Annotated in this window: 14 protein-coding genes; 6 read left to right on the top strand and 8 right to left on the bottom strand. The window is 63.9% G+C overall.

All coding sequences use genetic code 11. From position 1 onward, the window contains the following. Nucleotides 1–4: 4 nt before the first annotated feature. Complete coding sequence (locus EY713_RS21160) at nt 5–898, top strand: transglutaminase family protein (protein WP_131118927.1); 894 nt, start codon at nt 5–7, stop codon at nt 896–898. A gap of 14 nt (nt 899–912) precedes the next feature. Here the strand turns inward: EY713_RS21160 and EY713_RS21155 are convergent, their stop codons facing one another. Further along, nucleotides 913–1,203, bottom strand: a complete 291-nt coding sequence (locus EY713_RS21155; protein WP_131118925.1) for a YggT family protein — start codon at nt 1,201–1,203, stop codon at nt 913–915. Nucleotides 1,204–1,267: 64 nt separating this feature from the next. Between EY713_RS21155 and EY713_RS21150 the strand changes: the two genes are divergently transcribed. Next, on the top strand, nt 1,268–1,942 hold the full coding sequence (locus EY713_RS21150) for a Pr6Pr family membrane protein (protein WP_170314096.1): 675 nt from the start codon (nt 1,268–1,270) through the stop codon (nt 1,940–1,942). Here the strand turns inward: EY713_RS21150 and EY713_RS21145 are convergent. The 4 genes from EY713_RS21145 to EY713_RS21130 all read right to left on the bottom strand — a co-directional run bounded on the left by EY713_RS21145 (nt 1,929) and on the right by EY713_RS21130 (nt 7,143). Then, entirely contained in the window at nt 1,929–2,531 is a 603-nt protein-coding gene (locus tag EY713_RS21145; RefSeq protein WP_131118923.1) for a sarcosine oxidase subunit gamma, read from the bottom strand. The genes EY713_RS21150 and EY713_RS21145 overlap by 14 nt on opposite strands. After that, the gene (locus tag EY713_RS21140) at nt 2,524–5,499 is read right to left on the bottom strand and encodes a sarcosine oxidase subunit alpha family protein (RefSeq protein WP_131120044.1); all 2,976 of its coding nucleotides are present in this window, start codon (nt 5,497–5,499) and stop codon (nt 2,524–2,526) included. Before EY713_RS21140 ends, EY713_RS21145 begins: the two co-directional genes overlap by 8 nt. An 80-nt stretch (nt 5,500–5,579) precedes the next feature. Then, complete coding sequence (locus EY713_RS21135) at nt 5,580–5,879, bottom strand: sarcosine oxidase subunit delta (protein ID WP_131118921.1); 300 nt, start codon at nt 5,877–5,879, stop codon at nt 5,580–5,582. Between the two features lie 13 nt (nt 5,880–5,892). Beyond that, entirely contained in the window at nt 5,893–7,143 is a 1,251-nt protein-coding gene (locus EY713_RS21130) for a sarcosine oxidase subunit beta family protein (RefSeq protein ID WP_131118919.1), read from the bottom strand. A 405-nt stretch (nt 7,144–7,548) separates the two neighbouring features. On the opposite strand from EY713_RS21130, the gene EY713_RS21125 reads away from it, so the two are divergent. Beyond that, nucleotides 7,549–8,457, top strand: coding sequence for a hypothetical protein (locus EY713_RS21125; RefSeq protein ID WP_131118917.1), 909 nt, complete (start codon nt 7,549–7,551; stop codon nt 8,455–8,457). A gap of 295 nt (nt 8,458–8,752) precedes the next feature. Beyond that, complete coding sequence (locus tag EY713_RS21120; protein ID WP_131118915.1) at nt 8,753–9,127, top strand: hypothetical protein; 375 nt, start codon at nt 8,753–8,755, stop codon at nt 9,125–9,127. Nucleotides 9,128–9,142: 15 nt separating this feature from the next. Here EY713_RS21120 and EY713_RS21115 read toward each other — a convergent pair whose 3' ends face one another. Together EY713_RS21115 and EY713_RS21110 are read right to left on the bottom strand one after the other, a co-directional pair. Next, nucleotides 9,143–10,141 (bottom strand): alpha/beta hydrolase, encoded by a 999-nt coding sequence (locus EY713_RS21115; protein WP_131118913.1) that lies wholly within the window; start codon nt 10,139–10,141, stop codon nt 9,143–9,145. Between the two features lie 23 nt (nt 10,142–10,164). Further along, nucleotides 10,165–10,989: a carbon-nitrogen hydrolase family protein gene (locus EY713_RS21110; RefSeq protein WP_131118911.1), complete on the bottom strand. Its 825-nt coding sequence runs from the start codon at nt 10,987–10,989 to the stop codon at nt 10,165–10,167. A 230-nt stretch (nt 10,990–11,219) separates the two neighbouring features. On the opposite strand from EY713_RS21110, the gene EY713_RS21105 reads away from it, so the two are divergent. Both EY713_RS21105 and EY713_RS21100 read left to right on the top strand, forming a co-directional pair. Further along, nucleotides 11,220–12,173 carry an acetyl-CoA carboxylase carboxyltransferase subunit alpha gene (locus tag EY713_RS21105; protein WP_131118909.1) on the top strand — a complete coding sequence of 318 codons (954 nt, stop codon included), beginning with the start codon at nt 11,220–11,222 and terminating at the stop codon, nt 12,171–12,173. Nucleotides 12,174–12,321: 148 nt separating this feature from the next. Further along, nucleotides 12,322–13,893, top strand: a complete 1,572-nt coding sequence (locus EY713_RS21100; RefSeq protein ID WP_131118907.1) for a L,D-transpeptidase family protein — start codon at nt 12,322–12,324, stop codon at nt 13,891–13,893. Between the two features lie 111 nt (nt 13,894–14,004). Here EY713_RS21100 and EY713_RS21095 read toward each other — a convergent pair whose 3' ends face one another. Beyond that, a complete protein-coding gene (locus EY713_RS21095) occupies nt 14,005–14,877 on the bottom strand; it encodes an NAD(P)-dependent oxidoreductase (protein ID WP_131118905.1) in 873 nt (290 codons plus the stop codon). Nucleotides 14,878–14,952 lie beyond the last annotated feature (75 nt).

The following is a 14,952-nucleotide window of genomic DNA, read 5'->3' as shown; positions in this document are numbered from 1 at the left end:
GAGCATGAGGCTGCGTATCCGTCACCACTTGCACTACCGGTTTGCCGAGCCGGTTCGCAACGTGACCCAAATTCTGCGGATGACTCCGCGTTCGCATGAAGGCCAGCACATCATGAACTGGCGCATCGACGTCGATGTCGATTGCATGTTGAAGGCCGGCGTGGACGGGTTTGGCAACATCACCCACACCTTCACGGCCAAGGGCCTTTCGGAAGAATTGGCCATCTCGCTCTTCGGTGAAATCGAGAATTTCGACACGGCTGGGCTTATCCGCGGCTCGGCGGAACGGCTTCCTGTCGATCTGTTCTTGCGCGGCAGCGATCTGACGACCGCCGATGAGCCGCTGCGCCGCTTTGCCGAAACCGCCGTGGCCGAGGAGACGACCGATCTCGGCAAACTGCATGCCCTGCTCGATGCGGTTCATGTGGCGCTGCCGATCGCGGGTGAGAGCGGCGATCTGAAAAGCGCGAGCGAGACATTTGCGGCAAAAACAGGCACGAGCGGCGCTGTTGCTCATGTTTTCATCGCCTGCGCCCGCCATCTCGGATTTCCGGCGCGGTTCGCGAGCGGCTACTACCTTGGCGAGGAAGAAAATGGCACCTCGCATGCCTGGAGCGAGGCTTATGTCGGGGGCCTTGGTTGGATCGGATTCGATGCGGCGCATGCGATTTGTCCGCAGGAGCGGCACATCCGCGTTGCGAGCGGCCTCGATGGTCTCGCGGCTGCGCCCGTGCGCGGCACCTATGCGGCCGAGTTGACCGACCGCCTGGATATCACGACTTTATTTGGGTTCGACGGTGGCCAGCGGCAAAGCCAAACCCAAGGTGGACAGAGCCAGAGTCAGGGTGGACAAAGTCAGAGCCAGGGGTCCGGCGGGCAAAGCCAAAGCCAGGGTTAAGCTGGCCCCGCCGCTCAATAGACGTAGGGGTAGACGTAGCGCTGGATGATGTCCTCGACGAGGAACAGCAGCAGCAGCAGGATGATGGGCGATACGTCGATGCCCCCGAGATTGGGCAGGATGTTGCGGATCGGCCGGAGCAAAGGCTCCGTCAAGGCATTGAGAAAATTCCAGATCGACCGGACGAGATCGTTGCGGAAATTGATGACGTCGAACGCCAGCAGCCAAGACAGGATCGCAACCCCGATGATGACGTAGCTGTAGAGATGCAGAACGAGAAGAACGACATCGAGCAAAGCGCGCATGAAGGCTCCGGCAACTGGCACGAGCGCGTCATCGGCCCGCTACCTGTCAGGCTTTCGTTTAGCGATGTCTGAAAGGCCGGGCAACCCCGCGCCGGACACCGGTCAGGCGGGCCGGCCGAGCCGCATCGCGTGGCTTGTGCGTCTCGCCGCCGGCGTCGTTGCGGTCACGGCATGGAGCGGACTTGCGGTGCAGTTCGCCGCCAGCTTTCAACAGGTCGGGCTTGTCGGCGTGACCGTGTGGGTGATGCTGCGTTACTTCACGGTTTTGGCCAATCTGACGACCGCGATCATCTTCACCGGGCTCGCGCTCGGTCAGCAGCGCGTCTTTCACCCTCGGATGCTCGGCGGCGTCACGCTTGCGATGCTGTTGGTCGGCATTGTCTATGCGGCCTTGCTTCGCGGGATCTTCGAGTTGAGTGGTGGCGCGATCCTGGCGGATTTCATTCTACACAGCGTCACGCCCGTCCTGGTGCCGCTGTTTTGGCTGACCCTGGCGCCGAAGGGTCGGCTTCAATGGTCCGACCCCTGGTTCTGGGCGATGGTACCGCTCGCCTATCTGGCCTATGCGCTGGTGCGCGGCGCGGCCGATGGCCTCTACGCCTATCCCTTTATGGATGTGAGCCGGATCGGCTGGGCCGCGACGGCCGTCAACGCGCTATCGATGGGGCTTGGCTTTCTCGGCGCCGGCTTTCTTCTGGTCGGGCTCGATCGCGTGATGGGCCGCCTCACTCCGCAGTGAGGCATCCGTATTCGGCCGCCGCATCGGTAAGCCAATGCCACAGATCCTTGGCAAAGCTGCGCGGCACCGCGATCGTATAGCTCGGCGCCGGATCGACCTGCCAGATCAGCACCGGTATTCCGCCCGCGACCGTTGCGGCCACGCTGCCGACCGCGAAGGCGCGCGGATGGAGATCGATCGTCAGCAGTTTGGCGAGTGCGTCCCGGGCGCGTGGACCCGAAACGGTGAGGATCGTCCTCGCGTCTCCGGCTTCGACCAGCGTGCACAGCAGTGCGAGCGGCTCGAAGCGCTGACGAGCCTCTGTCATCTCGTCCCGAGTCGTGATCCCGAGCCAGACGTCAGGGCCGACGCCCACGAGGGCGATGCCCAGCGCCTCGGACCAGCGTGGCCCCTCAGGGAGATCGAGACCGACCGAGACGAGCCTGTCGCGCAGCGCGTCCCCTTGACCCTTGCGGGCCAGCAGCATGAACGCGTCGAGGTCGAGCCTTTCGGCCAGGACGACGCCCGGCTCGCCAAGCGGGCGACCCGACAGACCCGGATGCCGCGATGCCGCTAAGGCCGAGTGTGGCTGAAGATCGAGATCAACCACGCAATTTCGCTCCCTGCGGATCGTAGAAGACGGGCGAGCAGATCTCGACCAACGTGTCGCGTCCACGCACCGGGTCGTAGGCTCGCACCTGTTCGCCGATCCGCTGGGTGCCGCGCACGATGAGGCCGAGGCCGATATGGCTCTGCAGCGTCGCCGACCAAGCGGTCGACGTCATGTGGCCCTCCTGGCTCCGGAGTTTGTTCTCCGAGCCTGGGCGCAGAAAATGCGCGCCCGCCGCGATCGGTTCGGTCGGATTCATTGGCTTGAAGCCCATGAGGATCGGCCGCTCATGCGCCGTGAGGGCAGGGCGTTGCGCCAAGGCCGCGCCAATATAATCCTTTTTGGTCGACATCATCTTGCCGAGGCCGAGATCGCGCGCCGTCGTGCGGCCGTCGAGTTCCCCGCCCGCCGCATGTCCCTTCTCGATCCGCAGCACATTGAGGGCTTCGAGCCCATAGGGCAGCAGTCCGTGCGGCTCTCCCGCCGCCTGGATGGCGCGAGCGAGGGCGTCGCCGAACCGCGCCGGCACCGCAATCTCATAGGCGAGTTCGCCCGAGAACGAGATGCGGAACAGTCGAGCCGGAATTCCACCCGCCAAGGTGAGTTGCGCCACGGCCATGAACGCAAAAGCGTCGTTGGACAGATCGAACGACGCGGGCAACACGCTGGACAGAACCTCGCGCGAGCGCGGGCCCGCCACCGCAAATTGCGCCCATTGCTCCGTCACCGACACGCAGGCGACATCGAGCGTCGGCCACAAAACCTGGGCGCAGAACTCCAGATGAGCCATGACGCCAACCGCTTGAGCGGTCGTGGTCGAGATCACGTAGCGCTCCTCGGACAGCCGCGCCGCGGTGCCGTCGTCCAGGATAAAACCATCTTCCCGCAACATGACCCCGTAACGCGCCCGACCGACCGGAAGCGACGACATGACATTGCAGTAAAGCTTGTCGAGAAAGGCGCCGGCGTCGGGACCCACCACCTCGATCTTGCCAAGGGTCGAGACATCGCACAGTCCGACGCGCTCGCGCACCGCCGTCACCTCGCGGTCGCACGCGTCGCGCCAGCCCTTGTCCCCTTCATGCGGAAAATATTGCGCGCGGAGCCATAACCCGGATTCAACGAAGACAGCCTTCTGGTCGGTCGCCCACCCGTGGGCGGCCGTGAGGCGGGTCGGCCGGAACTGCTTTTCGCGATGGTGGCCGGCGAGGGCGCCGAACGAGATGGGCGTATAGGGGGGGCGAAATCGCGTCGTGCCGACATTCGGAATCGATGTTCCGGTGATTTCAGCCATCAGGGCCAGACCGTTGACGTTGGCGGTCTTGCCTTGATCGGTCGCCATGCCGAGCGTCGTGTAGCGCTTGAGATGCTCGACCGACCGGAAACCTTCCCGCTCGGCGAGGGCAACGTCAGACACCGTGACGTCATTCTGGAAATCCACGAAAGCCTTGCGGCGCGGGGATTTCACTCGCCACAAGGGGGTCACCGCGGTACTCTCGCCATCGGCCGACGGCACGATGACGGAGCGTGGGTGGAAGCCGCAGGCGGCGGCGGCGTCGGAGCCGCTCCGAACGCCGTCAGCGAGACAGGCCGCGAGTGCGAAATCACCTTTGGCGGCGCCGGCCACTTCCATGCCGGGCGGGAGGGTGCCTGGCACGAAAGCCGCGAGCGCCGCATCCCATGTGGGCTTGCCGCCGAGATGGGTCGACAGATGGATTGTGGGTTGCCACCCGCCGGACACAGCCAAAAGATCGCAGGCGAGCGTGAAGGCGGGCCCCGACGCCGGCTGGATTTCGACGCCCTCGACGCCGAGCGTGCCGAGCGCGCGGGTCACCACGCCCTCGATCCGGCGAAGATCCGAAAGCCCAGGGAGATGGTCGAGACCCGTCAACGCGTCGGGACGCGGATCGACCACCGCCATCACCCGCAGGCCGGCCGCCGCGCAATCGCGGATCGTGCGATGGGCATCGTCGTTGTTGCCGAACAGCACGACGCTGGAGCCGGGGCGGACGCCGAAGCGGTTGACATAGGATCGCACCGCGCCGGCCAACATGACGCCGGGGCGATCGTTGTCGCCGAACACCAGCGGACGTTCGATCGAGCCCGTCGCCAGAATTGAGCGACTGGTCGTGATCCGCCACAGGCGCTGGCGCGGCTGATGCGCGGGCGGAACCGCGACATGATCGGCGACCCGTTCCACGGCCGCGTAATCGCCCCCGTCATAAACGCCGAACAGCGTGGTCCGGGTCAGCACCCGCACCTCCGGCATGCTGGCCAATTCCCGGGCGATGGTGTCGGCAAGGCGCGACGCGGGCTGGCCGCCGACCGAGCGATCTTCGGTAAGGAGCCGCCCGCCGAGGTTGAAATCTTCGTCCACCAGAACGACACGGGCGCCCGAACGCCCGGCCGTCAGGGCCGCCATCAGACCGGCGGGGCCACCGCCGATCACCAGGACATCGCAGAAGGTCGAGACCTTGTCGTATGTATCGGGGTCCGGCGCAGTCGCGGCACGCCCAAGGCCAGCCGCCCTGCGGATGATCGGCTCGTAAACCTTCTCCCAGAAGGCGGCCGGCCACATGAACGTCTTATAGTAGAAGCCGGCCGAGAGGATCGGCGAGATCCGGGAGTTGATGGCCATCAGATCGTAGCGCAGCGAGGGCCAGCGGTTCTGGCTCACGGCGTCGAGGCCGTCGAAGAGTTCCGCCGTCGTGGCGCGCGTATTGGGCTCCCGCCGCGCACCGCCGCGCAATTCAACCAGCGCGTTCGGCTCCTCCGGTCCGGCCGAAAGGATGCCGCGCGGGCGGTGATATTTGAACGACCGGCCGACCAATCGAACGCCGTTGGCCAGAACCGCGGAGGCGAGCGTGTCGCCGCTGAGGCCGGATAGCGCTTGCCCGTCGAACGTGAAGGACAGCGGCTTGCGGTCGTCCCGCTCCGCCGTTTTTATCCGGAACGGTTGCGTCACCATGCCCACAGGCGCGGCCGGTTCGATGCTGGAGCGCTCTGCCGTCGCGGGGACGGCCGTATGAGCCGGATGCGTCAGGTCGCTCATGGATGCTCACCTTCGGTCGCCGCGAGGACCTGCTCGCGCGCGCTGGCGACGTTAGAGATCGCGTGGGTCGTCACGTTGCGCTCGACGATCAACCAGCTTCGGCAGCCGCCGACATGTTGCCAATATTCGCGCATCACGCCCGGGCTGTTGTCGCGCATGTAGACATAGTCGACGAACAGCGTCGTATCCGGCACGGTCGCGCGGGTGCCGATATTGGGGCGCGTGGGAGCCGCGTCACCGAGGTAGGAGAATTCCGCGTGACTGCGTTCGCCACAGAAGGGGCACCGGATGCGCATCGGTTATTCGCCTTCAGTGCAGGTTCGGCTGCGCGCCGGCGCCGCCTTCGTTGATGAGGTGGCCCGTGGCGAAACGGTCAAGCCGATAGGCGGCGTTGAGATCGTGCGGCGCGTCGTTGGCGATCGTATGCGCGAAGCAGAAGCCCGAGGCCGGCGTCGCCTTGAAGCCGCCGTAGCACCAGCCGCAATTCAGATAGAGCCCGGTGATGTCGGTCTTGTCGATGATGGGTGACCCATCCATCGACATATCCATGATGCCGCCCCAGGATCGCAGCATCCGCAGCCGGCTGAGGGACGGCATGATCGCCACGGCTTCCTCCAGCACATCTTCGACCATCGGTAAGTTGCCGCGCTGCGCGTAAGAATTGTAACCGTCGAGCGAGCCACCGAACACCAAGCCGCCCTTGTCGGACTGGCTGACGTAGAAATGGCCCGCGCCGAACGTCACGACCGTATCGACCAGCGGCTTGATGCCTTCGGACACGAAGGCCTGCAGAACATGGCTCTCGATCGGCAGCCGGAGCCCTGCCATGGCGGCGACGCGCGATGAATTGCCAGCTGCCGCGAGGCCGAGTTTTTTGGCGCCGATGAAGCCGCGCGTGGTCTCGACCCCAGTGACGGCGCCGGCCACGATGCGAATGCCGGTCACTTCGCAATTCTGGATGATGTCGACACCAAGCCGATCGGCCGCGCGAGCATAGCCCCAGGCGACGGCGTCGTGTCGCACGGTTCCGCCGCGTTTTTGAAGCAAGCCGCCGTGGATCGGAAAGCGCGCGTTATCGAGGTCGAGTGTCGGCACCATTGCGCGAACGGCCTCGCGATCGAGTAGGGTCGCGTCCACGCCATGCAGCCTCATTGCATTGCCGCGATACGCAAAAGCGTCGCGCTGCGCATCGGAATGAAACAGGTTGAGAACCCCACGCTGGCTGACCATCGCGTTGTAGTTGATGTCTTGCTCCAGGCCCTCCCAGAGCTGCAACGATTTCTCGTAGAAGGGAAGGTTGCCCGGCTCGCGATAATTGGAGCGGATGATCGTGGTGTTGCGACCGACGTTGCCGCCGCCGATCCAGCCTTTTTCGAGCACCGCCACATTGGTGACGCCGTGGTTCTTGGCGAGGTAATAAGCGGTCGCAAGGCCGTGCCCGCCGCCGCCCACGATGATGGCGTCGTAGGCGCGTTTCGGCTGCGGCTCGCGCCACATCGGCGTCCACCCCGTCTGTCCCTTCCAGGCCTGCGAAAGAACTGAGAAAATCGAATAATGCACGGTCGTTCCGGTCCGGGTTCTCGGCTGGCGCAAGGGAGACCGGTCAGCCCTGAGCGACAGTCTACGCTCGGTTGCCCGTCGGGCTCAACCCGTCGTGAAGCCACAAAGGGTCGCAAAAATAAGCTCCAGCCATGTCATAGGCCGGTGCTTTCGCTTCGGACGAGCCCTCTCGGATGCGGATGGATGACGCTTGCGTGATGCCGCCGAACCCGAAGCACCCTTCTCCCAAACTCGTGGGATGTAGCCGCGCCACACTTGCGCAAATCCGTTCGGCTGCGCGGCAATGCGGCTTTGACATTGTGACGAACCGTCCGCACGGTGCCGATTGAGGCCGAACTGCGACGGCTGTGCGCGGAACGACGTCGCCGCGCCGGCATTGACGTTGCTGCTGGTCAACCCATCCACATGAGTAGCCGTTTGCCGATCGAGCATTCCAAGTCCAACCGAAGATGGGTCGCCCGAGTCGCGACGTCGCTTGTCGCGATCATGCTAGCGATGGTCGGGGGTGGGGTCGCCCGCGCCCAAATGGTGCTGCCCGGAGCCGTTGCGCCCGCACCCGCGGGCACGAGTGAAACGCCCAAACCTACCCGCGCCAAGTCAAAAGCGCCGCCGGACGAGCGCCATGCGGCGCCGCTGCAGGTCATCCCGGCGACCGCTCTGGCGGGCAAGACCTTGTCGCTGAACGGCGGCAAATCGCAAATCACCTTCGAGGCACGCGACAAGACATTGAGCGTGCCACATCTGACATTGACAGGCGAACTCATCTCCAATCCGCGCGAAACCTGTCAGATCGAAACGCCTTCGACGGCGATACCGGTGACGATGCCGGGTCGACAGGACGGCATCGAACGCGTTCAGATCACCTTTCCGGCTTGCCCCATCACGTTCGATGTTCTCGATGGCGCGGCGCTCGTGAACAAGAGTCAAGCCGTCTGCGTGTTCAAAGACGCTAATTGTCAGGTCAACCCGGTGGGCCTTTGGGGCCCACAAGCGGGCGATCTCGGTCCGGATCGGGTCAAGGAGATCGAGCATCTCCGTGCTCGGGCAGAAGCCGCGGTCCGTGAAAACTTCAAGGCTCTGGCGAAGTCCACGAAGGATCGGACCGCCATCATGGGTTTCGCCCGCGAACAGGCTCAATTCTCGTCGACGCGTGAGGAAACCTGCCGCGATTATGTCGGTGAGGGACGGCACGGCTTCTGCGCCACGACGATGACCGAAGCGCGCGCCTCCGTGCTGCGCGCCAAGCTGGGCGATAGTCTCGAAGTTAAGGCCGAACGGAAGCGCAAGCGGTCCGGACACGCCGCGAAGCCTTGAGCGGCGCCGAGGCGCAAGGCTAGAGCGGGATCCAGCCTGGACGTCTAAACTCGGCGACGGTTGATCGACGGTGCTGTCGTCGATGGTCGGCGGCTTCAATTGGGCGATGCTTCAGGATGTCTGCGGGGCGTGGGTGCCTCCGACCGACTTCATGGATCTTTGTTATCAGCACGTCTTATTGTCGTATAAACTAGGGGGCGCCAGTGTGAAGACGACGTCTTGTCGGCTTTCGCGGACGACTGGCGGAGACAAGCACACGCCGAATTTGAACGCCGCTTGTTTCTTGGGGTTGGTCGTGTCGCTTGCGTCAGTTCCGGTCGGCGCCTCCGCCGAGGTCATCGGCGTCGGCTATAAGGTGGTGCGCTCTGGCGATGTCGCTCCGATGGGGTTTCACTACCAAGTCTCGCATGAGTGCCGCTCGCTCGGAGCCATTGCGATCAACCTCGTCGTCGCGCCGCTTCACGGAGAGGTCTTGATCAAGGATAAGGTCGGCGAAATGACCTTTGGTGGGCAGAGCGCCTATTCGGCTTGTAACGCTCGTAAAATCACGGGTGTGCAGGTCTATTACCGTTCGGCCGCGGGGTATGTGGGTTTTGACCGCTATGTCGTCGAACGCGTGCTCTCCACCGGCAATGCAGAGTTGATCAAGGTCAATCTGTCGGTGAGATAGCGGTGGTCGCGCCAGCTAGCCCACCGTCTCAGTGAAGAACACAGCAGCCTGCCGGATGGCGTTCCGGGCTTCTGGCAGCCGCAGGCTCATCTGCATGAAGCCGTGATGCACGCCATCGTGGATCGCCAACCGGTGCGGCACGCCAGCGGCCTCGATTCGTTTGGCGAGCGCCACCGTATCGCAGAGGAGGGGGTCGAGGCCTGCGGCGTTGAGGAAGACAGGCGGTAGCCGCGCCAGATCCGGCTCGGATGCCTCGGCTGGCCAAACCAGCGGGTTGTCCCGCGCCGTGCTGCCGGGTGGAACATACCACTCCCAAAATCGCTGCATGCCGCTTCGCGTCAGGCCGAAACCCTCGGCAAAGCGCGTGTAGGACGGGCTCTCGAAGTCGTTGTCGTAGGCGCCGTAGAACAGCAGGCCGAGGTCGGGCTTGCGTCGGTCCGCGTCGATCTCGCTGAGGATGACGGCCAGCGCGAGATTCGCGCCCGCGCTGTCGCCCGCGACAGCCAACGGTCCATCGAAGCCGGGATCGTTCCGGTTCGCCACGATCGCTCGCCATGCCGAGACGCAATCCTCCAGCGGTGCTGGGTACGGATGTTCCGGCGCCAACCGATAATCCACTCCGAGCACGCGGGTTTGCGTGGCCTCCGCCAGCAGCCGCATGAAACGAGCATGCGATTGCAAGCCGCCGAAGGCCCAGCCGCCACCATGAAAGAACAGAATACAGCCCGGGATCGCACCTTTCGGCACCAGCAACTCCGCCTGAACGGCCGGGCTCCCGGCCAGCGTCACCATCTCGACAGAGGCCATGACCGGCAGTTCGCTATTCCAGCGCGCGTAAGCGCGGTCTTGCTGCTGCCGCGCCTCGGCAGGCGACATGTCGAGCCAGTTTGGCATCGTGCCATCCTGCTCGATGAGCCAATCCCACACGGCTTGCATGTCGGGCGAGCGCTTGGCGTCCGGCCCGAGCAGGATGTCGAGATCGACGGAGGACGGGGCAATCGACCTGTTGGTCACAAAAACGGTCTTTCTCGTCAAGGTCAGATCGGGAGGGGAACGCGGTGACGCGCCACCGGGATCATGGCCCGCACCTTGTCGACGCGGGCCGGATCGATACGGGCCGAGACCAGGCCGGGACCATCGCTCGCGCGGGCCACCACCAGTCCCCACGGGTCGACCACCAGGGAGTTGCCGTAGGTATGACGGATTTCATTGCCCTGCTGGAAAGCCCCCGTCTGCGCGGCCGCGCAGAAATAGGTTTCGGTCTCGATCGCACGGGCGCGGCAGAGCACGTCCCAATGGTCCTTGCCGGTCTGCATCGTAAAGGCGGCCGGCAGTGCGATCATGGTGGCGCCTTTATCGGCGAGGGCCTGGAACAGAGCCGGAAACCGCAGGTCGTAACAGATCGCGCAACCGACCGTGACGCCCTCGCAATCGTAGGTCACGACGGCATCGCCCGGCTTGATGGCGGTGCTCTCCTTGTAGTCGACGCCGTCCGGTGTCGTGATGTCGAAGAGATGAATTTTGCGGTACCGCGCCAATTCGCGACCGTCGCGGCCGAACACCAGCGTCGTGTTATGCAATCGATCGTCATGCGGGAGCGCCTCGAGGATCGATCCGGCGTGGATGACGATCCGATGCTTGGCCGCAAGCTCTTGGAGCATCGTATAGGCCGGGCCGCTCGGCAGCACTTCGGCCGCCGCGCGCTTCGATTGCCGGTCGCCGCCCATATAGTCGAACACTTCCGGCAGCAGCACCCAATCGGGGCCATCCTCGGCGACGGCGCGCTCGATCAAACTGCGGGCGGTCGCGAGATTGGCGGTCTTGTCGCTGACCGAGTTCATCTGCAGGAGTGAGACTTTCATCGGCGTGGATCTCGCGGATTGTCGGGGTCGGCGCAATGTTGGATGGCGGACGCCTCGCGTCAATGCCGTTGCGCCATGTCGGCCGGCTGACGCACCAGCGCGAACTCCTGCTCCGGCTTGACTTCACCGGGGCGAGCCGTCAGGTTCCCGGCGCTTCCCGCGACCTGGCGCCGCCAGCGTCAGATCGTCCTTCTCCTTCCCTCAAAATCAGGCGATCCGGTTCGAGCTTCATGCGTACATATCTCGATTTTGAAAAGCCCGTGGCCGAGATCGAGGCCAAGATCGAGGAGTTGCGAACCGTCGCGGCGGCCGATAATGCGGTGCCGATCGGCGAGGAATTGACTCGCCTCGAGGTCAAAGCCGCCAAGGCGCTCGCAGACCTCTATGTCGGTCTGACGCCGTGGCAGAAAACCCAGGTGGCGCGGCATCCCCAGCGCCCGCATTTCATCGATTACGTGAAAGCGCTGATCACCGACTTCACCGCCTTGGCGGGCGACCGCAACTTCGCGGAGGATCAGGCGATCATCGGCGGGTTCGGCCGCTTCCAGGGGCGGTCTGTTTGCGTCATCGGGCAGGAGAAGGGCTCCGACACCGAAACGCGGCTGAAGCATAATTTCGGGATGGCTCGGCCTGAGGGGTACCGCAAGGCCGCGCGGTTGATGGATATGGCCGATCGATTTGGCATTCCGGTCATCTCGCTGATCGACACGGCCGGTGCCTTCCCGGGCATCGACGCCGAGGAGCGCGGACAGGCCGAGGCGATTGCGCGGTCCACCGAAGCTTGTCTGGCGCTGGGATCGCCCAATGTCGCGGTCGTGATCGGCGAGGGTGGCTCGGGCGGCGCGGTCGCGATTGCGACGGCCAACCGTGTGCTAATGCTCGAACATGCGATTTATACGGTCGCGTCGCCGGAAGCCTCGGCGTCGATTCTTTGGCGCGATTCGTCCCGGGCCGAGGATGCGGCCACCAATATGAAAATTACGGCGCAGGATTTGCTGCGGTTTGGCATCATCGACGGTATCGTGGCCGAGCCACCGGGTGGCGCGCATCGGGATCCCGATGCGATCTTTGCCTCGACGGCCGATGCCGTCGCCAAGTCGCTCAAGGCCTTTGAAGGCCAATCGCGTGACGCCATCATCGAGGCGCGCGCCGAGAAATTCCTCGCCATGGGCCGCAAGCCGTAGACTCTAGAATATTTAAGTCACACAGGAACTTTTTCAAATTCCCTGAATCTGGCCTGCGATTTCGTTGTGGTAACGTGGCGGTAAGGGTACAAGCGGCACGTTCGATTTAGCGCTTTAGCGGTGCTCAAATGCAGCGGAACTCATCAGCATGTCGGTAAGCCATACGATCCGCAGACTCGTTGTCCTGGCGCTCGCGCTCGCCGGAGCGGCTCTCTTGGCGGGTTGTGAAGAGACCGGATCGTCGACGAGCTATCGCGCTTTCGCTCCGATCCCGCCTGCGACCGAACAACTGATGGCCACCAAAGGGACGATGAAAGACGCCCCGATGCTAATCCGCGCCTATAAGAAGGAAGCGGAACTCGAGGTCTGGAAGCGCAAGCCCGATGGGAAATACGTTTACCTGAAGACCTTTCCGATGTGCCGCTGGTCGGGCCAACTCGGTCCCAAGGTGACCGAGGGAGACCGGCAGGTGCCGGAGGGATTTTACACGATCACGCCGGGCCAGATGAACCCGAATTCGCATTACTACCTGTCGTTCAACGTCGGCTATCCCAACGCTTACGATCGGGCTAATGGGCATACCGGCGGCTCGATCATGGTGCATGGCATCTGCTCGTCGGCCGGTTGTTTCTCGATGACCGATAAGGAAATCGAAGAGATCTACGCTCTGGCCCGTGAGTCGTTCGCTGGCGGTCAGCGCGCGATCCAGATGCAATCTTACCCGTTCCGCATGACGGCCGAGAACATCGCCAAATTGCGTCTCGACCCCAACATGCCGTTCTGGCGCGAATTGAAGAAGGGTTCCGATCTCTTCGACGTGACGAAGACGGAAACGCCAGTCGGCGTTTGCAACCGTCACTATGTCTTCGGTGCGAGCCCGAAGGGAGATGCGCGCTTCGATGCTTTGTCGAGCTGCCCGCCCTTGAACGAAGATCCGGCCGTCAAGGCCGAGGTCGCGGCGAAGGAACAGCGGGACAATGCTGAAGTCGCGGCGCTGGTCACCAAAGGCGTCAAGCCTGTGCGGATCATCTATGCGGATGGTGGCCAGCACGAGTCGTTCGCGCATCAGATCGCCGACGTGAGCCGCGCCGATGCGCTCGCGGCAGGTGCCACCGAGATCGCTCTCGATGCAGGGCCGAAGTCGAAATCTGTTGCGGTTCAGGTCGCTGCCGCCAAAGCCGCTTCGAAGGTGCTGCTGGCGAAAGGCAATGTTGGTTACGTTCCGCCGACCGTCGCGATCAACGAAACCGGCTCGATCAAGCCGGTCGCGGTGCCGTCCGCACCGATCGCGGTTGCCACTAACACGACCACGGTCGCTGCATCGGCGCCCGTCGGTGCCGTCTTGCCGATGAAGACCGCGCAGGCCGAAATGCCGGCCACCTTCAATGCTGCGCCGTCGGCCTATGCCAAAACAGAGACGAAAGATGAGCCGCTTGGCTTCTTGAACAAGTGGATCAACCTGAATGGGCCGAAGCCTGAGGCCGCGCCTGTCGTGCAGGCCTCGGCTCCCCCGGTGCAACTGATCACCACCGGACCGGAGAGCATCAATCATGGCCCGTTGACGGCCCGGAAACTGGGTGCGGCGGCCAGCAAGGCGCATAATCGCGAAGCGGCCGCTCCAACCAAGACTCACGACTTGACCAGCACGTTGCCGAAGGCGACGACGGACCATGCCCCCTTGCCCAAGTCGGCGATGGCGACCACGTCGACCGTGAATTAAGCTTAACCTGCCAGAGACTAGGCCTCCCAGAGACAAGGCTTGCGAGCGAAGAGGCGCGGCGGATCACTCTTTATCGCTCGCCCTCTTGGGTCGAGCGGCTGAGCGCTCGGATTAGTGATCCTGCCCGGCGCGTCGGAATGTGACTTTCGATAAGGCGGTCCAATCGAGGCCGCCGTCGCCATGCGCGATCGCATCGATGAACCCATCGCGGAGAAGGCTGGCGATCGGCATCGGGACATTCACGGCTTCGGCCGCCTGCATGGTCAAGCGCACATCTTTCGCGCCGAGCGTCAGCTTGAAGGCGGCCGGCTCGAAGGCTTGATCCGCGATCAGCTTGCCATAGCCCGTGTGGATCCGGCCGCCGAAGAGCGTCCCGGTCAGCACCTCCATCAGGTCATGCGGATCGACCCCATTGCCCTGCCCGAGCGCCATCGCTTCCGCTATCGTCTGCACCGAGGCCGCGATCATGTAATTGCCCGCGAGTTTGACCACGTTGGCGCGATAGGGCTCGGGGCCGAGCCGCCAGACCTTCTGACCCATGGCTTCAAAGAGCGGCATCGCCTTTTCGATCAGGGTCGGATCGCCGGCCGCCAGGATGTTGAGCTGCGCCGCGACGGCGACCTCGGTTCGGCCGAACACGGGGGCGGCAATATAGCCCAGTCCCGATGCAGCATGCGTGTCGGTCAAAGCTTTCGCCAGCGCCACCGAGATGGTCGCCATGTTGATGTGGAGCAATCCCTTGGGCGCTTTGTCGAGCAACCCGGCAAGCGTCTGTTCGAGGGCCGCGTCATCGGCCAGCATGGTAATGACCGCATCGCCCGCAAAAGCGTCGGCCGCAGTCGCGACCGCCACGGCCCCGGCCGTCGTGAGATCCTGAGCCGGTCCGGGTGAGCGGTTCCAAACCCGCACCTGATGGCCGGCGCGCAACAAGTTGGTGGCCATGGCGCGTCCCATATGCCCAAGCCCGATAAAACCGATATCCATGTCAAACTCCGATTGTTTTGGTGCAACGGGGGCTGCCTGCTCGGCCACTCAGGCGTCGAGTCGCCCCCTTCAATG

The sequence above is a fragment of the Lichenihabitans psoromatis genome (assembly GCF_004323635.1).
Classification (GTDB): Bacteria; Pseudomonadota; Alphaproteobacteria; order Rhizobiales; family Beijerinckiaceae; genus Lichenihabitans; species Lichenihabitans psoromatis.
Note: the sequence above shows the minus strand (reverse complement) of the source record. Positions and strands in the feature narration are given on the sequence as shown.